This is a genomic window from Streptomyces sparsogenes (assembly GCF_001704635.1).
GTDB classification, from domain to species: domain Bacteria; phylum Actinomycetota; class Actinomycetes; order Streptomycetales; family Streptomycetaceae; genus Streptomyces; species Streptomyces sparsogenes.
This window is the reverse complement of sequence record NZ_MAXF01000013.1, coordinates 77238-99830: the sequence shown is the minus strand read 5'-3', so window position 1 is coordinate 99830 and position 22593 is coordinate 77238. Positions and strand designations below refer to the sequence as shown.

Sequence of the window (22593 nt, the reverse complement as noted above, 5' to 3'; positions counted from 1 at the left end):
ATGGAACCCACACCCCTCGTCCTCGCCGGTGCCCGCGGCCACGGCCGCCGGCACCTGGAGAACATCCGGCGGCTCACCGCCCAGGGCCTGGTCCGGCTCGCCGGGGTCTGCGAACTGTCCCCGCTGACCGCCGAAGAGCTGGGCGACGGCCTCGGCACGCCCGAGCAGTCCACCGACCTCGCCGACCTCATCACCCGCAGCGGCGCCCGGATCGCCATCGTCTGCACCCCCATCCACACCCACGCCGACCTCGCCCTCGCCGCCGCCGGGCGCGGCGCCCACCTGCTGCTGGAGAAGCCGCCCGCCCCCTCCTACGCCGAGTTCACCCGCATGGCCGAGGGCCTGCGGGAGCGCGGCACCGCCTGCCAGATCGGCTTCCAGTCGCTCGGCTCCCACGCCCTGACCGCGATCGGGAAGCTCGTCTCCGAGGGGGCCATCGGTCAGGTCACGGGCATCGGCGCGGCCGGGGCCTGGGCGCGCGACGAGGCGTACTACACCCGCGCCCCCTGGGCCGGGCACCGCAGGCTCGACGGCCGCGACGTCATCGACGGGGTGCTCACCAACCCCCTCGCCCACGCCGTCGCCACCGCCCTGCGCATCGACGGCGCCGACCGCGCCGAGGACATCGCGTCCATCGAGCCGGAGCTGTTCCGGGCCAACGACATCGAGGCCGACGACACCTCCTGCGTACGGATCCGCACCACCCGCGCCACCACCGTCACCGTCGCCGCCACGCTGTGCGCCGAGCGGCCCGGCGAGCCGTACGTCCTGGTCCACGGCGACCGGGGCCGGATCACCTTCTGGTACAAGCAGGACCGGGTGCTCGTGGAGCGCCCGGGTCACGAGCCCGAGGCCACCGACCACCCCCGGACCGACCTCCTGGAGAACCTGGTCGCGCATCTGCGGGACGGCACCGAGCTGCTCGTCCCCCCACCCAGCGCCGGCGCGTTCATGCGCGTCGTCGAAGCCATCCGCACCGCCCCCGATCCGGTCCGGCTCCCCGCGGACGCCTGGCGCACCGAGCCGGGCGTCGGCGCGGCGCCCTCGGCGAAGCGCCGCGTGGTGCCGGGCATCGACCGCCTGGTCGCCGCCGGCGCGGAACGCCTCGCCCTCTACTCCGAACTGCGCGCCCCCTGGGCCGCACCCCCCGCGGAGGTCCCCCACCCATGAACCGTTCCCTGACCAACCGGCCCCCCTGCACCGTGCTGCGCTGCGACGGGCGGCCCGTCGGCACCTACACCCACCGCCCGCAGCTGCCCCGTACCCTCTCCCCCCGCCCTCACCTGCACCCCGTACGCACCCTGGCGGGCATCACCGTCACCGAGTCCCGCCCCGCCGACCACCCGCACCACCTGGGCGTCGGCGTGGCCGTCCCCGACGTGGCCGGGCGCAACTTCTGGGGCGGCCGCACCTACGTACGCGGCCAGGGCCCCACCGAGCTGGACAACCACGGCTCCCAGCGCCACCTGGGCTGGCTGCTGCGCGACCCGGACGGCTTCGTGGAGGAGCTGTCCTGGGCCGCGGGCGGCCGGCAGATCCTGCTGGAGCGGCGCACGGTCGCGGTGCGCACCGTCTCCCAGGTCGCCGACGGCTGCTGGGCGCTCGACTTCACCACCGCTCTCACCAATGTGACGGGGGAGACCGTCACCCTCGGCAGCCCGGCGACGGGCGGCCGCCCCGGCGCGGGCTACGGCGGCTTCTTCTGGCGCGCGCCGCGCCGCCCCGAGCCGCCCCGGGTCTTCAGCGCCGACGGCGAGGGCGAGGCCGCCGTGCACGGCCGGGCCTCCGACTGGCTGGCGCTCGCGGCCGAGGACTGGACGCTGGTGTTCGCCGGCGCCACGGGCGACACCCGGGCCGACCCCTGGTTCGTCCGCACCGGCGACTACCCCGGCGTCGGCTCGGCCCTCGCCTGGGACCGGCGGCTGGCCATCGCCCCCGCCGACACCGTCACCCGCCGCATCGTCACCGCGGTCGCCGACGGCCGCCTCGACCGCGAGGCGGCCGCCCGTATCGGGGCGCAACTGTCCGACAAGGGGGCGACCGTATGAGCCCGGCCGCGAGCGGGCCGGTGTGGCGGGCCGACCGGGGCGACGGCACCTACCGCAACCCCGTGCTGAACGCCGACTGGTCCGACCCCGACGTGATCCGGGTCGGCGACGACTACTACCTCACCGCCTCCAGCTTCGGCCGCGCCCCCGGGCTGCCCCTCCTCCACTCCCGCGACCTGGTCAACTGGCGGCTGATCGGGCACGCCCTGGAACGCCTCGAACCCGAGGAGGCCTTCGCCGCCCCACGCCACGACCGCGGGGTGTGGGCGCCCAGCATCCGCCACCACGACGGCCGCTTCTGGATCTTCTGGGGCGACCCCGACACCGGCGTGTACCAGGTCAACGCCGCCGACCCGCGCGGCCCGTGGACCAGGCCGCACCTGCTCAAGGCGGGCAAGGGCCTGATCGACCCCTGCCCGCTGTGGGACGAGGACGGCTCGGCCTACCTGGTCCACGCCTGGGCCAAGTCCCGCGCCGGGGTCAAGAACCGGCTCACCGGCCACCGGATGAGCCCCGACGGCACGGCTCTGCTGGACGAGGGCCGGCTGATCGTCGACGCGGACACCATCCCCGGCTGGTTCACCCTGGAGGGGCCCAAGCTCTACCGGCGGGACGGCTGGTACTGGATCCTCGCCCCGGCCGGGGGCGTGGAGACCGGCTGGCAGGGGGCGCTGCGCTCGCGGGACTTCTTCGGCCCGTACGAACACCGGATCGTGCTGGCCCAGGGCGCCACCGACGTCAACGGCCCGCACCAGGGCGGGTGGGTGGACACCCCGGCGGGCGAGGACTGGTTCCTCCACTTCCAGCAGCGGGGCGCGTACGGGCGCGTGGTGCATCTGCAACCCATGGAGTGGGCCGAGGACGGCTGGCCCGTCCTGGGCGACCGGGGCGAGCCCGTCGCCTCGTACCGCAAGCCCGAGGCGGAGCCGCAGCCCCCCGAGGCCCCGGCGACGGACGACGGCTTCCCCGGCGGGCGGTTCGGCCGCCAGTGGTCGTGGACCGCCAACCCCGCCCCGGGCTGGACCACCACCCACGGGGGCGACGGGCTGCGGCTGACCTGCCGCCGCACCGCCGACGCCCACGACCTGCGGCGGCTGCCCAATGTGCTGGTGCAGCGGCTGCCCGCCGAGGAGTTCACGGTGACGGTCGGGCTGTCCCTGCACAGCGAGGTGCCGGGCGCCAAGGCCGGACTGGCCGTCCTCGGCGACGCGTTCGGCTGGATCGGCCTGGAGCGGACGGTGGACGGCACCCGCCTCGTCCACCGCTTCGCCGACGTCGCCACCGAACGGGAGCGCGACGCCGAGCACCCGCGCGAGGCACCCGGCGGGCGGGCCCGGCTCCGGATCGAGGTCTCCCGGGGCGCCCGCTGCCGCTTCCTCGCCGACACCGGCGACGGCCGGCAGCCCTCGGGCCCCGTCTTCGCCGCCACGCCGTGGCGCTGGGTCGGCGCGCTCCTGGGCCTCTTCGCCACGGCCCCCGAGGGGCAGGGCCCGCCCGGGCACGCCGAGTTGACGGATTTCCGCACGGCTCACTAGGAGATGCGCACGATGAGAACACATGCGATACCAGCGATGTCCCGCAAGGGCGGCAAGGCCGTACGCGGCGCCGCGGCCGTGGCCGTGACGCTCGCCCTCGCCCTGTCCGCCACCGCGTGCGGGGGCGACGGGTCGGACTCCGGGTCGGAAGGGTCCGGCAAGGGCAAGATCGTCTTCTGGGACAACAACGGCGGCCCGCGCACCGCGATCTGGAAGCAGATCATCGCCAAGTTCGAGAAGAAGTACCCGGACATCGAGGTCGAGTACGTGCCGATCCCGATCGCCGACGTCCAGTCGAAGTACGACACGGCCATCCAGGGCGGCGGCGACAGCCTGCCCGACATGGGCGGCGTGGGCACCGCGTACCTGGCCAACCTCGTCGCCCAGGACGCCCTGGAGCCGGTCGCCGACCGCATCCAGGACAGCCCCCTCAAGGGCAAGCTGGTCAAGAACATGGTGGACAGCGTCCGGTCGGCAGGCGGCGACGACAAGGAGATGTTCTCCGTCCCGACCTCCGCCAACCAGGGCACCCTGTGGTACCGCACCGACCTGTTCCAGGCCAAGGGCCTGGACGCGCCGACCAGCTGGGACAACTTCTACAAGGCCGCCGAGGAGCTGACCGACAAGGGCGGGAACGAGTTCGGCTTCACCCTGCGCGGCGGGGCCGGGTCCATCGCCCAGGCGATGGAGATGATGTACGCCCAGTCCGGCATCACCACCTTCTGGGACGGCGACAAGACCACTCTCGACGACCCCAGGAACGTGGCCGCGCTGGAGAAGTACGTCGGCCTCTACAAGAAGGTCACCCCGGCCGCCGACCTGAACAACGACTTCACCAAGATGGTGGCCCAGTTCGACCAGGGCGACATCGGGATGCTCCAGCACAACCTGGGCAGCTACACCGACCATCTGAAGGCGTTCGGCAAGGACAAGATCGCGGGCGTGCCGATGCCGCCGTCCGCCGACGGACAGCCGCGCACCATCGTCTCCAACCCGGTCGACGGCCTCGGTCTGTTCAAGGCGAGCGAGAACAAGGCGGCGGCCTGGAAGTTCATCGAGTTCGCCGCCTCCGCGGAGATGAACAGCCTCTGGAACCAGGACGTCGGCGCCATCCCCGCCAACGTGGACGCCGCGGACGACGCCTGGATCAAGCAGGCCCCGCCGACCAAGGCGGCGCTGGAGTCGCTCAGCGACCCGCGGACCAAGGTGGTGCAGCTGCCGTACTACCTGCCGGACTGGAACACCATCAGCAAGGCGGACAACGAGCCCGACTTCCAGAAGGTGCTGCTCGGCAAGATGACCGCCAAGGAGTTCTGCGACAAGGTCGCGGACGAACTCGACAAGGCCCAGGCGGACTGGAAGAAGCACAACTGACGCGCGATCGCGCCGCGGGCCGGCCGCCGCGCCGGCGGCCGGCCCCCGCCCTGCCCCACCCGTCCCTCCCACGTCCGCAAGGAGCCGGAACATGCGCACACTCGGATGTCATGCTCGCGTCGCCTCGCTCGTCCCGGTGCTCTGCTGCGCCTCCCTGGCGCTCGCCGCCGCCCCCGCCACGGCGGCCCCCGCAGCCCCCTCGGCCCCCCTGCGGGGCACAACCCTCCCGGCGGGCGACGGCTGGGCCTCCGCCGACGGCGGCACGACCGGCGGCGCCAGGGCCGACCGGGCCCACACCTTCACCGTCACCAACCGGGCCCAGCTCGCCAAGGCGCTGGACGGCGCCGACGGCAGCCCCCGGACCATCTACGTCAAGGGCACCATCGACGCCAACACCGACGACTCCGGCAAGCCCCTGTCCTGCGCCGACTACGCCACCGACGGCTACACCCTGGACGCCTACCTCGCCGCCTACGACCCGGCCACCTGGGGCGACGCCCAGCCGTCGGGACCGCTGGAGGACGCCCGCGCCGCCTCGGCCGCGCAGCAGGCGAAGCGCGTCAAGCTGGCCGTGCCCTCCCACACCACCCTCGTCGGCGTCGGCCGGGACGCCCGGCTGCTGGGCGCCGGCCTCCAGGTCACCGGCGCGGACAACGTCATCATCCGCAACCTCACCTTCGAGGACGCCTTCGACTGCTTCCCGGCCTGGGACCCGACCGACGGCGCGGACGGCGCCTGGAACTCCGAGTACGACAACCTCGTCGTGTACGGCTCCACCCACGTCTGGGTCGACCACAACACCTTCACCGACGGCCGCCGCCCCGACAGCGCGCAGCCTCGCTACTACGGGCAGCTCTACCAGCAGCACGACGGCGAACTGGACGTGGTGCGCGGCTCCGACCTCGTCACCGCCTCCTGGAACGTCTTCGCCGACCACGACAAGACGCTGATGATCGGCAACAGCGACAGCGCGGGCGCCACCGACCGGGGCAGGCTCCGCGTCACCCTTCACCACAACGTCTTCAGGAACATCGTCGAGCGCGCCCCGCGCGTCCGCTTCGGCAAGGTCGACGTCTACGACAACCACTACATCGCCCCCGCCGACGGCTACTCCTACAGTTGGGGCGTCGGCGTCGAGTCCCAGCTGTACGCCGAGGCCAACGCCTTCACCCTGCCCGGCTCGGCCGACCCGGCCAAGGTCATCAAGAAGTGGAAGGGCACGGCGCTGACCGAGAAGAACAACTACGTCGGCGGCAAGCCGCTCGGCCTCCTCGCCGCCCACAACGCGGGCGTACCCGGCGAGCAGCTGGGCGACGACGCGGGCTGGACGCCCACGCTGCGCACCCGCGTCGACGCGCCGGGCGCGGTGCCCGGGGTCGTGGACCGGCGCGCGGGCGCGGGCCGCCTCTGAGGAACCGCCACCCCCCGAGCGGGGAGGTCGGGCGTCACCTGGCCCCGCCCGGCCTCCCCTCCTCGCGTCACCGGGATCGGGGGCGGGTCGCGGCGCGCAGGACGTGGGCCGTCGAGCGGCGTGGGCGCCCGTCCGGGGCGCCGCCGGTGTGGCTGTCGGCGCGCTCGCCGGTGTAACGGGCCAGCAGCCGGAGCGCGTCCACGTCCTCCAGCGCGGCGAAGCCCACCCGCCGCAGGTCCGCCGCCAGTTCCTCGGGCGCGAAGTAGCTCAGGAAGGGCTCGCCGACCGCGGCCACGCGCGCCGCGCGGGCGCGGTGGGCGGCTCGGGCGCGCGGCGTCATGGCGCTCGGCGGCTCGCTGTAGTCGAAGACCGCCTCCGCGCCGCCGGGCAGGCCGGCGAGGTATCCGAGCGTGCCGAACACCGCGTCGCGGGTCAGATACGGCACCACGCCCAGCCAGCTGAAGAACGCCGGTCGCGCGGGGTCGAATCCGGCCGCCGCCAGGCCGTCGCCCAGGCTCTCCCGTTCGAAGTCGACCGGCGCGAAGGTCAGCGACGGGGGCAGCGGGATGCCGGCGCGGGACAGGCGTTCGCGCTTCCACTGCTGGGTGGCCGGGTGGTCCACCTCGAAGACCGCGAGACCGGCCGCCTCGTGCGGATTGCGGTAGGCGAAGGTGTCCAGCCCGGCGCCCAGCACCACGAGTTGGCGCACGCCGCGCGCGACGGCGGCGGCCAGATGGTCCTCGGCGAAGCGCGAGCGGGCGGCGATGAACAGCCGGAAGGCCCGGCGCTCGGGCGCGGTGGGGCCTTGGTCCGGTTCGCCGAGCAGTTCCCCGGCGTCCGCGTCGAGCAGGCGGACGGCCAGCGGATCACGGAACAGGCAGCCGTGGTCCAGCGTCTGGTGGGCCGCGCGGAGCGCGGCGACCCGCCGGGCGGTGCGGCTGGGGCTGCGCGGCTGCATCTCGGGCCTCCCGTGGCCTCGATCGGAGAACTAGTTGCCTGAGGCTACCGCATTCGGATGTTGTCCGTGCCGTCCTGCGGTCCGGCGTGAGCCGTCCATGCGCAGTCCGACCGCGTGAGCCGTCCCATGCGCAGTCTGACCGCCTTCGACCGGCGAGGGGGCCTCTCCGGCCACGAAATGATCAAGGTTTGACCCGGGCCCTCCTGCGGCCATCCCGATTTCGTAATCTAAGAATTCGCGAGTGCGCGGCAACCTAAGCTGAGGTTGGCGGCAACTACGGCTTGGAATGGGTCGGACCAGGATCCCCCGGCCCATTCCCTGGACGCGGAACAGGAGTTGCCATGGGGCTGAGGCGCAAGCGCGGTCGCCACCGCCGCCGTAAGGACCGCACGCTGCCGCTGGGCAGCGCCGTCATCGTGGCGTCGGCGGTGGCAGGGGTCTATCTGACGGCCGCGCCCGAGGGCGCGAGCGCGGTGGTGTCGAGCGTGTACGTCTCGCCCCAGGGCGACGACCGGGACGCGGGCACCCTCGAATCCCCCTTCCGCACGCTGGAGAAGGCCTTCTCGGTCGCGAAGGCGGGCACGGTCATCGAGGTGCGCGGCGGCACCTACTACCCCGCCCGGACCCTCCACAGCTCGGTGGACGGCACCGCCCGCGACCGCGTCGAGCTGCGGCCGTACCGCGCCGAGCAGGTCCGGGTCGACGGCTCGCGGCTCAGGCCCGGCTCCGCGCTGCTCGCGCTCAGTGCCGACAACTGGACCGTCACCGGCATCGAGTTCCGCAACGCCCCCGGCGGCGGCCTGGTCTGCACCTCCTGCGCGGGCACCGTCTTCACCAACCTCTCCACCCACGGCAACGGCGACACCGGGCTCACCCTGCGCGGCAGCGGCAGCGACCACAACGTGATCCGCAACCTGGATTCGTACGACAACCACGACGACGCCACCGGCGGCAAGCAGGCGGACGGCATAGCCATCACCCACGGCTCCGGCCGGGGCAACCTGATCACCGGGGTCCGGGCGTTCAACAACAGCGACGACGGCGTGGACCTGTGGAGATGGGCCAGCCCGGTCACCATCGAGCACACCTGGTCCTTCGGGAACGGCGAGAACCGCTGGCACATCCCCCACTTCCGGGGCGACGGCAGCGGATTCCAGCTCGGCGGCGACGCCCCGACCCCGTCGCCCGCCCATGTCGTACGGAACTCCGCCGCCTGGGGCAACACCCAGTACGGCTTCGCGGCGCTGGGCAACACCGGCGCGATCCGGGTCCGGCGCACCACGGCGTACGGCAACCAGGCCGCGGGCTACTCCTTCCCCGGCGCCCACGCCCGGCTGGAGCGCAACCTCGCCGTCTCCAACGGCCGGGCCAAGGCCGACCCGGAGGCCACGGCCGTCTCCCGGGGCAGCCACTGGACCCCGGGCCGGAGCAGCGGCTGGAACCCCGGCGCGGCCACCCCGCCCTTCGTCACCACCGACCCCGTCACGGCCCGCGGCGCCCGGCGGCAGGACGGCTCACTGCCCGTGACCAGCTTCCTGGTCGTGGCCGACGGCTCCGAGGTCGGCTCGACGATGGAGTGACGCCGGCCCGTCCTCCGGGCGCGCACCGCTCCTGCCCGCGTCCCGTCAGTGGTGACCCATGATGGGGCGCGGGCGGTACGGTGCCTCCAGGCGGGCCACTTCCTCCTCGTCGAGGGCCACCTCGACCGCGGCGACCGCGTCCTCCACATGGCCGACCTTGGTCGCGCCCACGATCGGCGCGGTCACCGCGGGCTTGCCGAGCAGCCACGCGAGCGCGATCCGCGCGGGGGGCAGCCCGTGCTCCTCGGCCACGGCGCGGGTGGCGTCCACGATGTCGAACTCGGCCTCGCCGTACCAGGTCTCGACCAGCGGGTCGTCGCTCGCCCTGGCCGTCCGCCCGGTGCGGTTCCGGTCGCGGGTGCCGGTCAGCAGCCCGCGGGCCAGCGGGCTCCAGGGGATCACCCCCACCCCCTGGTCCAGGCAGAACGGGTTCATCTCCCGCTCCTCCTCCCGGTACAGCAGGTTGTAGTGGCTCTGCATCGACACGAACCGGGGCCGGCCCGCCGCCTCGGCCGTGTACTGCGCCTTGGCCAACTGCCAGGCGAACATGGACGACGCGCCGATGTAGCGGGCCTTGCCCGCCCGCACCACGTCGTGCAGCGCCTCCATGGTCTCCTCGACGGGCGTCTCCGGGTCCCACCGGTGGATCTGGTAGAGGTCCACGTGGTCGGTGCCCAGCCGGCGCAGCGAGGCGTCGATGCCCGCCATGATGTGCTTCCGGGACAGCCCGCGGTCGTTGGGGCCCGGCCCCATCGGCGAGTACACCTTGGTGGCCAGGACGTAGTCGTCACGGCTGGGGAAGAACTCCCGCAGCAGCTCGCCCGTGATCTCCTCGCTCCGGCCCTTGGAGTACATGTCGGCGGTGTCGAAGAACGTCACGCCGCCTTCGACCGCCCGCCGCACGATGGGCCGGGCGGCGTCGATGTCCAACTGCCACTTCCGGTGCTCGGGGTCGCCGTAGCTCATCATCCCCAGGCAGATCCGCGAGACCTTGATACCGGACCGCCCCAGGCGCGCGTACTCCATGCGTCCCACCTTTCACTCGACCGCTCACAGCAGACCACCGACGCGCCCGTGTGTCAGCCCGGCGTGACGAAACCGCACTCGTATGCCGCGATGACCGCCTGGGTGCGGTCGCGCACGCCGAGCTTGGCGAGCACCGCGGCCACATGGGTCTTGACCGTGGCGGCGCCCACCGTGAGCCGGCCGGCGATCTCCGCGTTGGACAGCCCCGCGGCCATCAGCCGCAGCACCTCCGCCTCACGCTCCGAGAGCCGGCCGCGCAGCGCCCGCGCCGAGGCGGCCTGTCGCCTCCCGTCCGCGTGGGCTGCGGCGAGCGCCCGTACCGCGGCGGGGAACAGCAGCGAGTCGCTGCGCGCCACCAGCCGCACCGCCTGCACCAGTTCGTCCGCCCCGGCCCGCTTGAGCAGGAAGCCGCTGGCCCCCGCGCGCAGCGCGTCGTACACATGGCTGTCGTTCTCGAAGGTCGTCACGACGATCACGCACGGCGGCTGGGGCAGGGTGGCCAGGATCTGCTCGGTGGCGCGGATGCCGTCGATCTCGGGCATGCGGACGTCCATCAGCACGATGTCCGGGCGCAGCTCGCGCACCAGCGGGACGGCCTCGGCTCCGGTGCCCGCCTCGCCGACGACCTCCAGGTCCGGCTCGGCGGTCAGGATGGCGCGCAGCGCGGTGCGCACCATCCGCTCGTCGTCGGCGATCACCACGCGCAGGGGAGGCGACGCCGGGACGGGAGCCGGCGCGCTCACCGGGCCGTCCCCAGGGGGAGCCGGACCGTCAGCCGCCACCGGTCACCGGCCGGGCCCCAGGCGCAGCTTCCGCGCAGCAGCGCCGCGCGCTCGGCGATCCCGCGCAGCCCGCGGCCGCCGCCGGTGCGACGCCACCGCGCGGCCCCGCGCACCGGGTTGTCCATCACGATCTCCAACTCGCCTTCTCCGTCGGCGCGTTCGGTGATCAGCAGATGTACCGGCACCCGGCCCGCGTGGCGCAGCACGTTGCTGAGCCCCTCCTGCACGATGCGGTACGCCTCGCGGGACACCACGGGCGGCAGCCGGTCCAGCGGGCCCGGGGCCGTCAGGTGGACGGCGACGCCCGCCGCCCGGGTCCGGGCCAGCAGCCCGTCCAGATCGGCGAGGGTGGGGGCCGGGGCGGGGCGGCTCCCGCCGGCCGCCGCTTCCTCGCCCTCCCGCAACAGGCCGAGCACGCTGTCGAGTTCCCCGACCGCCCCGCGCGTGGTCTCCTCGATGGCGGCCAGCGCCTGCCGGGCGAACTCCGGATCCGTGTCCAGGACCTTGCGCGCCGCGCTCGCCTGCAAGGTCACCGCGCTCAGCGCGTGCCCGACCGAGTCGTGCAGCTCGCGGGCCAGCCGGTTGCGGGAAGCGAGGCGGGCGGCCCGCTCCTCCGCGGCCGCGAGCCGGTCGGCGGGCGTGGGTCCGAGCAGCACGGGCGCGCAGCGGGTCAGCAGTGCCCCGGCGCCCGCGGCCACCGCTGCCAGGGCCGCCAGCAGCAGGACGCCGGCGGCGGGGGCGAGCGCGCGGGCGCCGTCGAAGAGGGCCGGCCAGCCCAGGCCCCTGGCGTACGAACCGTCGGTGAACGGCAGCGCGACCAGCAGCGCCGCGGCGGGCGGCAGGGCGAGAGTCATCCCGCTGACCAGGCCGCCGAGCGCCAGGTGCAGCCCGTACCACACGGCCGTGCGGCTGCGCGCGTCCCAGGAGGTGGCGGGGCCGGGCGCGAGTTCGGCGGAGGCGGGGAGCCCGCACAGCGAGCGGGCCGCGGTGGCCTCCAGGGGGCGTACGAGCGGGAAGAGTGCGGTCGGCACGGCCAGCGGCACGGCCAGGGCGTACGCGGCGAGCTGCCACCACAGCGACTCGAGGGGCCGGGCGCCCGGCACGACCGCCACCAGGACGGCGCCGGTCAGCAGGTAGTACGGCATCAGCAGCGCCCCGCCGAGCACCAGGTGCACCCAGCGCAGTCGGGCCCGCCGCCACCGCACCGGGGTCACGCCACCCGGCGCGGCGCGGCGCACTCGCCGAAGAAGCGGGCACCGGCCACCAGAACGAGCAACCCGACGATCACCTGGACAGCGTAAGTCACGTCCATCAGCCCGGTGGTCGCCCGCGCCGCCGGGGGAGCCGGGCCTCCGGCCGGTGAAGGGGGCAGGGGCGCGGGAGCCAGGGCGCGGGTCAGAGACGGCGGGTCGCGAGGGTGAGGCGGTCGCGGGCGTCGAACAGGGCGTCCTTGATCATCTGCTCATGGGTGGGGGTGAGCCGGGCCACAGGCACCGAGCAGCTGATCGCGTCCCGCGAGGGCGTGCGGTAGGGGATCGCGACGCCGAAGCAGCGCAGCCCCAGCGTGTTCTCCTCGCGGTCCACCGCGTAGCCCTGCTCGCGGATGACGTGCAGCTCCTCGATGAGCTTCTCGCGGTCGGTGATGGTGTGCTCGGTGAGCGCGCCGAGGGTCTCCGGCAGCATCTTGCGCACCTGCTCGTCGGGGTAGGTGGCCAGCAGGGCCTTGCCCAGCGAGGTGGAGTGGGCCGGCAGCCGGCGGCCGACGCGGGTGAAGGGGCGCAGATAGTGCTGGGACTGCCGGGTGGCGAGGTAGACCACGTTGGTGCCGTCGAGGCGGGCGAGGTGGATGGTCTCGGTGGTGTCGTCCGAGAGCCGGTCCAGGGTGGGCCGGGCGGCGGCCACGACCTCGTCGCCGTCGATGTAGGAGGTGCCCACCAGCAGGGCGCGCACCCCGATGCCGTAGCGGGTGCCGGTCGCGTCGGTCTCCACCCAGCCGAGCTCCACCAGGGTGCGCAGCAGCATGTAGAGAGAGGACTTGGGATAGCCCACGGCCTCCTGGACGGCGGCCAGGCTGTGCATGCCGGGCCGGCCGGCGAAGAATTCCAGCAGCTCGACCGTGCGGACCGCCGATTTGACCTGGGCCCCACCCGTCTCGGCAGTTGACATCGCCTTGACCCCTTTGTTCGAACAGCCATAGAGTCCCGACAGAATTCATCATCAGGGACAGCGTTCAGCATATCGAACAACAGTCGAGGTGCGGGACGCAAGCAGCGCCAACTCAGCAGGAGGAATCCCCGGTGTCAGCACCAGTGTGGAGCGTCGACCCCCGAACCGGGAAGCAGCGCGAGCAGGTCGCGGTCGAAGCCACCGCCGAGGAGATCGACCGCGTGGTGCGGGCTGCCCACGCGGCGCGCGAATCCCTGGCCGACCGGACGGTGCGCGCCGCCTTCCTGCGCACCGCCGCCGACCGCCTCGACGAGGCGAAGGACCGGCTCATCGAGGCGGCCGACGCCGAGACCGCGCTGGGCCCCGTCCGGCTCACCGGCGAGCTCGCCCGCACCACCTACCAGCTGCGGGCCTTCGCCGACATCGTGGACGAGGGCGCCTTCCTCGACGTACGCGTGGACCACGCCGACGCCACCCAGACCCCGCCCTGGCCCGACCTGCGCCGCTACAAGGTGCCGCTCGGCGTCGTCGCCGTCTACTCCGCGAGCAACTTCCCGCTCGCCTTCTCCGTGCCCGGCGGCGACACCGCCAGCGCGCTCGCCGCCGGCTGCCCGGTCGTCGTCAAGGCGCACCCCGACCACCCCGCCACCTCCGAGGTGGCCGCCTCCGCGCTGCGCCGCGCCGCCGAGGAGTCCGGGCTGCCCGCCGATGTGATCTCGGTGGTCCACGGCTTCCAGGCCGGCGTCGAGCTGGTCAAGCACCCGCTGGTGGCCGCCGCCGGCTTCACCGGCTCGATCCGGGGCGGCCGCGCCCTGTTCGACGCCGCGGCCGCCCGGCCGGTGCCGATCCCCTTCCACGGCGAGCTGGGCAGCCTCAACCCGGTCGTGGTCACCGAGGCCGCGGCCGCCGAGCGCGCCGAGCAGATCGGCTCGGGCCTCGGCGGGTCGATGACCCTGGGCATGGGCCAGTTCTGCACCAAGCCCGGCTTCGTCCTCGCGCCGGCGGGCGAGGCGGGCGACCGCCTGGTGAAGTCCCTCACCGAGGCGGTCAGCAACAGCGAGGCCGGCGTGCTGCTCGACCACCGCATGCGCGACAACTTCGTCGCCGGTGTCAAGGAGCGGGCCGAACTCCCCGAGGTGGACGCCCCGGTCACCCCCGGCTCCGGCGGCGAGCACACCGTCAGCGCCGGCTTCCTCACCGTCCCCGCCCGGCTGCTCGCCGAGGAGGGGCCGCACGACGTGCTGCTCGAGGAGTGCTTCGGCCCGGTGACCGTGCTCGCCCGCTACGAGAGCGACGAGGACATCAAGGCCGTGCTCGGGCGGCTGCCGGGCAACCTCACCGCCACCGTCCACCTCTCCGAGGCCGAGGGCGCGGGCGCCGAGGGCCGGGCCGGCGAGCTGCTCGCCGAGCTGACCCCGCTCGCGGGCCGCGTCCTGGTCAACGGCTGGCCGACCGGCGTCGCCGTCGCCCCGGCCCAGCACCACGGCGGCCCCTACCCGGCGACCACCTCCACCTCCACCTCGGTCGGCGGCACCGCCATCGAGCGCTGGCTGCGGCCGGTCACCTACCAGGACGCCCCGGCCGCGCTGCTGCCGCCGGAGCTGCGCGACGAGAACCCGCTGGGGCTGCCCCGCCGGGTGAACGGGCGCCGCGAGGCCTGAGCCCCGGAGCCTGTCGTACGACGCGCGCCGTACGACAGGGTCCGTACGACACGCGCCACGGCACACCGTGGGGCGGGACCGGCCGGTCCCGCCCCACGGTCGGTGCCCCACAGGTCGGCCCCCCCTGGGCGTACGCGCCCGGCGAGCGCGGCGCTCAGCCGGTCGCCGTCCCGTCCGTCATGCCGTCCGTCGTCCCGCCCGACGTGCCGTCCGCCGGCCCCTCCGCGGCGCCTTCCGCCGTCCCGTCCGCCGTCCCCTCCGTGGTCCAGGCGCGCAGCGCGCGGGCGATGTCGCGCAGCGGAATGCCCGGGCCCGCGATGTCGCGCATCAGCGCCAGGACCTCCGAGCCCTTGACGTCCCGGGCGAGGGTCAGGCCGTTTATCGTCAGCACCGCCCGGGTCGCGGCCCACGCCGCGTCGGCCTGGGAGTGCTCCAGCCAGGGATGGCGCAGCAGCGTGTCCAGGACCGCGGCCGCCTTCAGATGGGCGCCCCAGTACACGTCCTGGTTCAGCATGTGCGCGCCGTGCCGGTGGACCGCCGCCAGCGGCACGCCGTAGTCGTCTATGGCGGGCGAGCCGGGGATGTCCGCGGTCGCCTGGAGCAGGGTGGGGAAGTCGATCGGATGCCCCGGCGACGGGGTCAACACGCGTCCTTCAGGCACGTGGCCGGGTCGAACCCCATCTCCTTGCTGGTGCTGCGGGGCCGGGCCGCCAGCTCCTCGTTGAGCTCGTCGAACTCGCCCCTCCAGCGGTGCAGCGAATCCCGGAACGCGGCCAGGAAGGCCTCCCGCGTCTCGTCCCGGTCCAGCGCGAGCCGCGCCCGCCCGTACGCCTGCGGCGTCATACCGACGGCCGCCGCACGGCGCCGGATCTCCTCGTGTTCTTCTTCGGTGAGCCGGAGGATGAGGTTGGCCATGTTGGGGAGACAATCACCCCGAATCAGGTGATCGCAATCCCCGGGGGGAATGAACCGGGGCCCTCAGCGGTTGACCCGCTCCATGCGCGTAGAGATCTGGTCCGACATCGTCTGCCCCTGGTGTTACATCGGGAAGGCCCGTTTCGAGGAGGGCCTGGCCGCCTTCGACCACCGCGACCGGGTCGAGGTGGTCCACCGCTCCTTCGAACTCGACCCCGACCGCCCCAAGGGCGACACCGTGCCGGTGCTCGACATGCTGACGGCCAGGTACCGGGTCCCGCGCGAGCAGGCCCAGGCCATGGAGGCCCGGGTCGCCGAGGCCGCGGCCGACGCCGGCCTCGGCTACCGCGCGGACCGGGACCACGGCAACACCTTCGATCTCCACCGGCTGCTGCACCTCGCCAAGGCCCGCGGCCGCCAGGGCGACCTGCTCGACCTGCTCTACGCCGCGAACTTCGCCGAGGAACGATCCGTCTTCGACCCCGCGACGCTGGTCTCCCTCGCCGCCGAGGCCGGGCTCGACCCCGACGAGGCCCGCGCGGTGCTCGACGACGACAGCGCCTACGCCGACGCCGTGCGCGCCGACGAGCGCGAGGCCGCCGAGCTGGGCGCCACCGCCGTGCCCTTCTTCGTCCTCGACCGCCGCTTCGGCGTCTCGGGCGGCCAACCGGCTGAGATCTTCACCCAGGCGCTGCGCCAGGCCTGGGAGGCCACGCAGGTCAGCGCCGAGAAGTAGCCGACAAGCAGCCGAGAAGCGGGGCACGCCCGGGGACACCGGACGGACCTCCTTGATGGACGCGGGGGTGAACGCCTCCCATAGTGGATGGGCATGGAGCCCCTGGGAGGCGCGGAATTCGCGCCGCAGACGACGTACCTCAACAACGCCTCCACCGGTCTGACCCCCGCCCGGGCCGTGGCCGCGATGAAGGAAGCGCTCGACGCCACGGCCGGCGGAGGACCCGCCGCCGACCTGGCCTGGGAGGCGGTGGAGGAGGCGCGCGCCGCCTTCGCCCGGCTGACCGGGGTGCCGGCGCGGCGGGTCGCCGCGGGCGCCTCGGTCGCCGTGTACGCCGCGCTGGTGGCGGCCTCGCTGCCCGCCGGGGCCGAAGTCCTGTACGCCGAACGCGACTTCAGCTCGCTGGTGAACCCCTTCACCATGCGCCGCGACCTCAAGCCGCGCGCCGTGCCGCTGGAGGAGCTGGCGGACGCGGTGCGCCCCGGCACCGCCCTGGTCGCCGTCAGCGCCGTGCAGTCGGCGGACGGCCGGATCGCCGACCTGGACGCCATCCGCGCGGCCGCCCGCGCCCACGGCGCCCGGCTCCTGGTGGACGGCAGCCAGGGCGCCGGCTGGCTGCCGGTGGACGCCGACAAGGCCGACTACACCGTGTGCGTCGGCTACAAGTGGCTTCTGTGCCCGCGCGGGGTCGCGTTCCTGACCGTCCCCGAGGACCTCGGCGGGCTCACCCCGGTCTTCGCCGGCTGGGCGGCCGGCGAGAAACCCTGGGACAGCTGCTACGGGCCGGTCGAGGAACTCGCGCACTCCGCCCGCCGCTTCGACCAGAGCCCCGGCCTGCTGTCGTACGTGGGCGCCGCGCCCGCCCTCGCGCTCATCGAGGAGCTGGGCGTCGACGCCATCGGCGCCCACGACCGCGCGCTCGCCGACCGCTTCCGGGCCGGGCTCGCCCAGCTGGGACACCGGTGGGTGGACGCCCCGGGCTCGGCCATCGTGTCCGTGCCGGGGCTCGGCCACGCCGCGCCCCGCCTCGCCGAGGCCGGCGTCGTCGTCTCGGCCCGCGCGGGGAATCTGCGCGCCTCGTTCCACCTCTACAACTCCGCGGCCGATGTGGACCGGCTGCTCGACGTGGTCTCCGTCCTGTCGGCCACGGCGTAGCGGGAGACACCCTCTGACCACCCCTGGCCGGGGGCGGGCCCGGTGGTCCGGGCCCGCCCCCGGCCAGGGGGCCGGGTCACCGTACGGGGGTGAAGTCCCGCGCCCCGATGAACTCCGGCCGCCGGACGGGCGCCGCGAACGGCTCGACCGCCGTGTTCTCCACGCTGTTGAAGACGATGAAGACATTGCTGCGCGGGTACGGCGTGATGTTGTCGCCCGACCCGTGCATGCAGTTGCAGTCGAACCAGGTCGCCGACCCCGCCTTGCCGGTGAACAGCTTGATGCCGTGCGCGTCGGCGAGCTTGGTCAGCGCCTCGTCCGAGGGGGTGCCCGCGTCCTGCATCTGCAGCGACTTCTTGTAGTTGTCCTTGGGCGTCGCGCCCGCGCAGCCCAGGAACGTGCGGTGCGACCCCGGCATGATCATCAGGCCGCCGTTGGTGTCGTAGTTCTCGGTCAGCGCGATCGAGACGGACACCGTCCGCATGTTCGGCAGCCCGTCCTCGGCGTGCCAGGTCTCGAAGTCCGAGTGCCAGTAGAAGCCGGAGGCGCCGAAGCCCGGCTTCACGTTGATCCGGCTCTGGTGGACGTACACGTCGGAACCGAGGATCTGGCGGGCCCGGCCCACCACGCGCGGGTCGCGGACCAGGTTCGCGAAGACCTCGCTGATCCGGTGCACCTCGAACACCGACCGCACGTCCTGCGACTTCGGCTCGATGATCGAGCGCTCGTCGGCCCGCACCCCGGGATCGGAGATCAGCCGGTCCAGCTCGGCGCGGTAGACCGCGACCTCGTCCGGGGTGATCAGCTCCTCGATCGCCAGGAAGCCGTCGCGGTCGAAGTCGCTCAGCTCGGACGGCCGCATCGGGCCGGGCGCCCCGGGCTCCGACCACACCACCGGGTCCACCCGGGGGGTGACCGTCTCGGAGCTGCCTCGCGTCGGGTACAGGTCTGCGACCGTGGTGGTCATCCGGATCAAACCTCCTCCGGCTCGGTGATCAGGGGATACACGCCGTTCTCGTCGTGGTCCTCCCGCCCGGTGATCGGCGGGTTGAAGACGCAGACGCAACGGAAGTCGGTCTTCGGGCGCATCGTGTGCTTCTCGTGCCCGTCCAGCAGATACATGGTGCCGGGGGTGATCCAGTGCTTCTCGCCGGTCTCGTCGTTGGTGAGCTCGGCCTCACCCTCCACGCACAGCACGGCCTCGATGTGGTTGGCGTACCACATCGACGTCTCGGTGCCCGCGTAGAGCGTGGTCTCGTGCAGCGAGAAGCCCACCCGCTCCCTCGCGAGGACGATGCGCTTGCTCTCCCAGGTGCCCGATTTGGCCTTCACATGCCGTTCGGTGCCCTCGATGTCCTTGAAGGATCGGACGATCACGGTGGATGGTCGCCTTTCTGTTCGTGATCCGGTGTGGGATCCGGTGTGGGATGAGATGGATGGGATGTGGGGGTGCCGGGTGTGCCGGGGGTGACGCGGGCGCCCCGGGGAACGCCTCAGGCGGTCTCGCGCACCGCGCGGGCGAGGGTCCGCAGCCCCTCGTCCAGCTCCTCGGGGGAGACGGTCAGCGGCGGCAGCAGCTTGACGACCTCGCTCTCCGGGCCCGAGGTCTCCACCAGCAGGCCGAGCTCGAAGGCGCGGGCGCACACCGCCGAGGCGCGCGAGCGGTCGGTGAACTCCAGGCCCCAGACCAGCCCGCGGCCGCGGTACTCGGCGCCCAGCCGGACGTGCTCCTCGCAGATCGCGCGCAGCGCCTGCTCGACCTGCTCGCCGCGGGCCAGCGTCTGCTTCTCCATCTGGCCGTCCGCCCAGTACGTGTTCAGGGCCGCGGCGGCGGTGACGAAGGCCGGGTTGTTGCCACGGAAGGTGCCGTTGTGCTCGCCCGGCTCCCAGACGTCCAGCTCGGGGCGGAACAGCGCCAGCGACATGGGCAGCCCGTAGCCGCCGATGGACTTGGAGAGGGTGACGATGTCCGGGGTGATGCCCGCCTCCTCGAAGGAGAAGAACGGGCCGGTCCGGCCGCAGCCCATCTGGATGTCGTCGACGATCAGCAGCATGTCGCGGCGCTTGCACAGCTCGGCCAGGCCGCGCAGCCACTCGGCGCGCGCCACGTTGATGCCGCCCTCGCCCTGCACCGTCTCGACGATGACGGCGGCGGGCTGGTTGAGGCCGGAGCCCTGGTCCTCCAGCAGCCGCTCGAACCACAGGAAGTCGGGCACCCGCCCGTCCAGGTAGTTGTCGAACGGCATCGGGGTGCCGTGGACCAGCGGGATGCCCGCGCCGGCCCGCTTGAAGGCGTTGCCGGTCACGGCGAGCGCGCCCAGCGACATCCCGTGGAAGGCGTTGGTGAAGGACACGATGGACTCGCGCCCCTTGACCTTGCGGGCCAGCTTCAGGGCCGCCTCCACGGCGTTGGTGCCCGTCGGCCCCGGGAACATGACCTTGTACGGCAGGTCGCGCGGGCGCAGCACGTTGTTCTGGAAGGACTCCAGGAAGGCGCGCTTGGCGGTGGTGCCCATGTCCAGACCGTGGGTGACGCCGTCGCGCTCGATGTAGTCCAGCAGCGCGCGTTTGAGGACCGGATTGTTGTGGCCGTAGTTGAGCGCTCCGGCCCCGGCGAAGAAGTCGAGGTAGGTGTGGCCGTCCTCGTCGTACATGTAGCTGCCCTGTGCGCGGTCGAAGACGGCGGGCCAGCCGCGGCAGTAGCTGCGCACCTCCGACTCCAGGGCCTCGAAGACGCTCAGGGCGGGCGGGGTGATGGTCACAGCGATCTCCTGGGAGAGGGGTGTGAGGGGGGTGAAGAAGTCTTGGGCGAGGGCTCGGGACGAGGGGTGGGGCCTCAGGTGGAGGCGGCGAGCGGGCCGATGCGGTACAGCACCTCCGGCTCGTGGCCGCCGTCGGGGAACAGCCCGCCGTCGAACAGCACCTCGCGTTCGACGGGCGCGCCGTGCCGTTCGGCGAAGGAGGTGAACAGCCGGTTGGAGGCGGTGTTGTCCGGGGTGATCGTGGTCTCGACGTTGTGGATGTCCGACTGCTCGGCGACGCGCGCGGTCAGCCCGTCCAGCAGGGCGGCGGCCAGCCCCCGGCCACGCCACGCCCGGTCCACGGCGACCTGCCAGACCACCAGGGTCCGGGGGCGCTGCGGGCGGAGGTAACCGGTGACGAAGCCGACCGGTTTCCCCTGCGCGTTCCGGGCCACCACGGAGGTGGCGGCGAAGTCGCGACACCACAGCAGATAGCTGTAGGAGGAGTTCAGGTCCAACGTCCCCGAGTCGCGGGCGATGCGCCAGATAGCGGTTCCGTCCTCGATGCGGGGGGCCTCGAGTGTCAGTCCTTCCGGCATTTCTCTTCGGGCACCTGCAAGGTCTGCTTGTGCGGCGGTCATGCGGATTGAATTTACCCAGCACAATCTGAAATTGCATCGAGGTGAGGGGTTACCCGAAGAGGGGTGGGTGTGATATCGCGCGGGGACGCGCGTGCGCACGAGAGGGTTGTTGAAAAGTATTGTTTTGTCAGGGAGTTACCGGGGCGAAACGGTCGGCGTGTGGAGTGTGTCACATTCGCGTAACGGCCGGGTGACGCCCTCGAATTGCAGCGCTTCCGGGTTACGAAATCTCGGCGTTTAGGAGTCCGGAAAGCGGGCAAACGAAGATGGGAACCTGTATTCAAAAAGGTGCTCTCTTTATATCCCGACGAGCCATCGGGAATTCACCTGGGTTCCCCCGGATTGCCTCGCCTCACTTGGTTGGGCGGACTTTGTGGAATCCGTCCCGGACGGCGAAGGCGCCCGAGGGGCCGTAGCCGCTGGCCGAGTAGCGGTCCCCGGTGATCTCCCGCTCGCCCTCGGCGTGGTCGTACTGCCCGGCGAAGACATGCCGCCCCGCGGGCACCGTGGCCCCGTCCTTCAGCGTCCAGCGGTACACCAGCGCACCGCCCTCGTCGCGCACCGAGACCTCGAGGTCGTCCTTGGGCAGCGTGCTCCAGGAGCCGGTGGTGAGCACCCCTCCGGTGTGCGCGACCCGCAGCTCGACCGTCAGCGAGGTCAGCGGCTTGCCGTTCGTCACGATCACATCGCTCTGCGCCCAGTACGGATTGGACCCCGGGTCGATCTCGCCGCTCGACCGGACCACGGGGTCGGCGAGGTGGTTTGGACCGACCGCGGTGGGGGAGGCGGTCGGAGTGTGGCGCTGTGACCCGTCCTCCGTCTCCCGCCCCGTCCCGCCCCGCCCCGCGTGGGCCGGCGGCGCGGCGGGCTCGCTCGACGTCCGCACGGTCTGCGGCCGCTGCGCCGGCTCCGTGGCCAGCACCACGATCCCCGCGGCCGCGACGGCCGCCGCGAGCCCGGCGACCGGGCCCGCCACACGGGTCCACCCGCGCCCGGCCCCGCGCCCGGGGCGCCCCCGGCCACCCGGCGCCATCCCCGCGCTCACCCGGGCCAGCATGCGGGCCCGGTCCGGCCGGTGCGACCGGGCGGCGGCGCGCAGTTCGGCGGCGACATCGATCCGGCCGTGCCGCTCGCGGTGGTCGATCATCGACCGTTCCCTCCCGCATGACCAGGGTGGAGTTTCCGTACGGTCTCCTGCGGACCCGGGACGGGCGGCCGCTCGCCGCCGTGCGCCGAGCCCAGCAGCCGCTCCAGCTCCGCGATGCCCCGGGAGGTCTGGCTCTTGACCGTGCCCACCGAGATGCCGAGCGTACGCGCGGTCTCCCGCTCCGACAGATCGAAGGCGTGCCGCAGCACCACACAGGCGCGCTTGCGGAACGGCAGCCGCACCAGCGCCGCCTGCACGTCCACCACGGCGGAGACGTCCGGGTCGTCGACGTGGTCGGCGCGCTGGGAGGAGAAGAGCGCCACCCGGCGGCGCTCGCGGACCAGGCTGCGGATCCTGGAGCGCGCCAGATTGGCCACCACGCCCCGGGCGTACGCGGCCGGGTGCTCGGCGGCCCGCACCCGGTCCCACTGGTGCCACACCGCGACCAGCGCGTCGGCGGCGAGGTCGTCCGCGCCGTCCGAGCTGCCGAGCAGCAGATGCGCGAGGCGGGCCAGTTCGGCGTGGTGCCGTTCGAAGAACTCCCGGAACTCCGCCTGTGCGTCCTGGGCGTCCCGGGCGTCCGCCGGCGCGACGGGGGCCGATCCGGGCGGGAGGCCGGCCGCGGGCGGGGGATCGGCAGCGGAAGGGGGGCCGGCCGCGGGCGGGGGTTCCGGATCGGCCGCCGGTAAGTCCGGCGGGGGGCGGCTCCCAGCGGCA

22 protein-coding genes are annotated in these 22593 nt (G+C 73.4%); 9 read left to right on the top strand and 13 right to left on the bottom strand.

The genetic code is table 11. The features are described from left to right. The 5 genes from BBH68_RS01445 (at window position 1) to BBH68_RS01425 (ending at window position 6368) form a co-directional block, all read left to right on the top strand. Window positions 1–1170, top strand: coding sequence for a Gfo/Idh/MocA family protein (locus BBH68_RS01445; RefSeq protein WP_065958358.1), 1170 nt, complete (start codon window positions 1–3; stop codon window positions 1168–1170). Continuing rightward, complete coding sequence (locus BBH68_RS01440; RefSeq protein ID WP_065958357.1) at window positions 1167–2048, top strand: DUF6807 domain-containing protein; 882 nt, start codon at window positions 1167–1169, stop codon at window positions 2046–2048. The genes BBH68_RS01445 and BBH68_RS01440 overlap by 4 nt, the downstream gene beginning before the upstream one ends. Then, entirely contained in the window at window positions 2045–3583 is a 1539-nt protein-coding gene (locus tag BBH68_RS01435) for a glycoside hydrolase family 43 protein (RefSeq protein ID WP_065958356.1), read from the top strand. The genes BBH68_RS01440 and BBH68_RS01435 overlap by 4 nt, the downstream gene beginning before the upstream one ends. 36 nt (window positions 3584–3619) lie before the next feature. Further along, window positions 3620–4957 (top strand): ABC transporter substrate-binding protein, encoded by a 1338-nt coding sequence (locus tag BBH68_RS01430; RefSeq protein WP_065958355.1) that lies wholly within the window; start codon window positions 3620–3622, stop codon window positions 4955–4957. 91 nt (window positions 4958–5048) lie between these two features. Continuing rightward, on the top strand, window positions 5049–6368 hold the full coding sequence (locus BBH68_RS01425) for a pectate lyase family protein (RefSeq protein WP_065958354.1): 1320 nt from the start codon (window positions 5049–5051) through the stop codon (window positions 6366–6368). Between the two features lie 67 nt (window positions 6369–6435). Here the strand turns inward: BBH68_RS01425 and BBH68_RS01420 are convergent, their stop codons facing one another. After that, window positions 6436–7326, bottom strand: a complete 891-nt coding sequence (locus tag BBH68_RS01420; protein ID WP_065958353.1) for a class I SAM-dependent methyltransferase — start codon at window positions 7324–7326, stop codon at window positions 6436–6438. A gap of 341 nt (window positions 7327–7667) precedes the next feature. Here BBH68_RS01420 and BBH68_RS01415 point away from each other — a divergent pair, with 341 nt between their 5' ends. Continuing rightward, window positions 7668–8906 carry a right-handed parallel beta-helix repeat-containing protein gene (locus tag BBH68_RS01415; protein WP_079150731.1) on the top strand — a complete coding sequence of 413 codons (1239 nt, stop codon included), beginning with the start codon at window positions 7668–7670 and terminating at the stop codon, window positions 8904–8906. A 45-nt stretch (window positions 8907–8951) separates the two neighbouring features. On the opposite strand, the gene BBH68_RS01410 is transcribed toward BBH68_RS01415, so the two are convergent. The 4 genes from BBH68_RS01410 to BBH68_RS01395 form a co-directional block, all read right to left on the bottom strand. Then, window positions 8952–9932 carry an aldo/keto reductase gene (locus BBH68_RS01410; RefSeq protein ID WP_065958352.1) on the bottom strand — a complete coding sequence of 327 codons (981 nt, stop codon included), beginning with the start codon at window positions 9930–9932 and terminating at the stop codon, window positions 8952–8954. A gap of 53 nt (window positions 9933–9985) precedes the next feature. Next, complete coding sequence (locus BBH68_RS01405) at window positions 9986–10675, bottom strand: response regulator transcription factor (RefSeq protein ID WP_281182457.1); 690 nt, start codon at window positions 10673–10675, stop codon at window positions 9986–9988. Beyond that, a complete protein-coding gene (locus BBH68_RS01400; protein WP_079150737.1) occupies window positions 10672–11859 on the bottom strand; it encodes a sensor histidine kinase in 1188 nt (395 codons plus the stop codon). Before BBH68_RS01400 ends, BBH68_RS01405 begins: the two co-directional genes overlap by 4 nt. A 250-nt stretch (window positions 11860–12109) precedes the next feature. Continuing rightward, window positions 12110–12880 carry an IclR family transcriptional regulator gene (locus BBH68_RS01395; protein ID WP_065958349.1) on the bottom strand — a complete coding sequence of 257 codons (771 nt, stop codon included), beginning with the start codon at window positions 12878–12880 and terminating at the stop codon, window positions 12110–12112. 131 nt (window positions 12881–13011) lie between these two features. On the opposite strand from BBH68_RS01395, the gene BBH68_RS01390 reads away from it, so the two are divergent. Continuing rightward, window positions 13012–14541 (top strand): aldehyde dehydrogenase (NADP(+)), encoded by a 1530-nt coding sequence (locus BBH68_RS01390; RefSeq protein WP_065958348.1) that lies wholly within the window; start codon window positions 13012–13014, stop codon window positions 14539–14541. A gap of 154 nt (window positions 14542–14695) precedes the next feature. Here BBH68_RS01390 and BBH68_RS01385 read toward each other — a convergent pair whose 3' ends face one another. Together BBH68_RS01385 and BBH68_RS01380 are read right to left on the bottom strand one after the other, a co-directional pair. Then, window positions 14696–15184 (bottom strand): hypothetical protein, encoded by a 489-nt coding sequence (locus tag BBH68_RS01385; protein ID WP_065958347.1) that lies wholly within the window; start codon window positions 15182–15184, stop codon window positions 14696–14698. Next, on the bottom strand, window positions 15181–15456 hold the full coding sequence (locus BBH68_RS01380; protein ID WP_065958345.1) for a plasmid mobilization protein: 276 nt from the start codon (window positions 15454–15456) through the stop codon (window positions 15181–15183). The genes BBH68_RS01385 and BBH68_RS01380 overlap by 4 nt, the downstream gene beginning before the upstream one ends. An 82-nt stretch (window positions 15457–15538) precedes the next feature. Here BBH68_RS01380 and BBH68_RS01375 point away from each other — a divergent pair, with 82 nt between their 5' ends. Both BBH68_RS01375 and BBH68_RS01370 read left to right on the top strand, forming a co-directional pair. After that, the gene (locus BBH68_RS01375) at window positions 15539–16192 is read left to right on the top strand and encodes a DsbA family oxidoreductase (protein WP_065958344.1); all 654 of its coding nucleotides are present in this window, start codon (window positions 15539–15541) and stop codon (window positions 16190–16192) included. A 93-nt stretch (window positions 16193–16285) separates the two neighbouring features. Next, window positions 16286–17347 (top strand): aminotransferase class V-fold PLP-dependent enzyme, encoded by a 1062-nt coding sequence (locus BBH68_RS01370; protein ID WP_065958427.1) that lies wholly within the window; start codon window positions 16286–16288, stop codon window positions 17345–17347. A gap of 76 nt (window positions 17348–17423) precedes the next feature. Here the strand turns inward: BBH68_RS01370 and thpD are convergent, their stop codons facing one another. From thpD to BBH68_RS42865, 6 genes are all read right to left on the bottom strand, one after another. Then, window positions 17424–18314 carry an ectoine hydroxylase gene (thpD, locus tag BBH68_RS01365; RefSeq protein WP_065958342.1) on the bottom strand — a complete coding sequence of 297 codons (891 nt, stop codon included), beginning with the start codon at window positions 18312–18314 and terminating at the stop codon, window positions 17424–17426. A 5-nt stretch (window positions 18315–18319) separates the two neighbouring features. After that, window positions 18320–18724 (bottom strand): ectoine synthase, encoded by a 405-nt coding sequence (locus tag BBH68_RS01360; protein ID WP_065958339.1) that lies wholly within the window; start codon window positions 18722–18724, stop codon window positions 18320–18322. Between the two features lie 116 nt (window positions 18725–18840). Continuing rightward, the gene (gene ectB, locus BBH68_RS01355; protein ID WP_065958337.1) at window positions 18841–20109 is read right to left on the bottom strand and encodes a diaminobutyrate--2-oxoglutarate transaminase; all 1269 of its coding nucleotides are present in this window, start codon (window positions 20107–20109) and stop codon (window positions 18841–18843) included. Window positions 20110–20183: 74 nt separating this feature from the next. After that, entirely contained in the window at window positions 20184–20729 is a 546-nt protein-coding gene (ectA, locus tag BBH68_RS01350) for a diaminobutyrate acetyltransferase (protein WP_174588969.1), read from the bottom strand. 352 nt (window positions 20730–21081) lie between these two features. Further along, entirely contained in the window at window positions 21082–21876 is a 795-nt protein-coding gene (locus BBH68_RS01345; RefSeq protein WP_065958332.1) for a hypothetical protein, read from the bottom strand. Continuing rightward, the gene (locus tag BBH68_RS42865; protein ID WP_065958426.1) at window positions 21873–22391 is read right to left on the bottom strand and encodes a SigE family RNA polymerase sigma factor; all 519 of its coding nucleotides are present in this window, start codon (window positions 22389–22391) and stop codon (window positions 21873–21875) included. Before BBH68_RS42865 ends, BBH68_RS01345 begins: the two co-directional genes overlap by 4 nt. Window positions 22392–22593 lie beyond the last annotated feature (202 nt).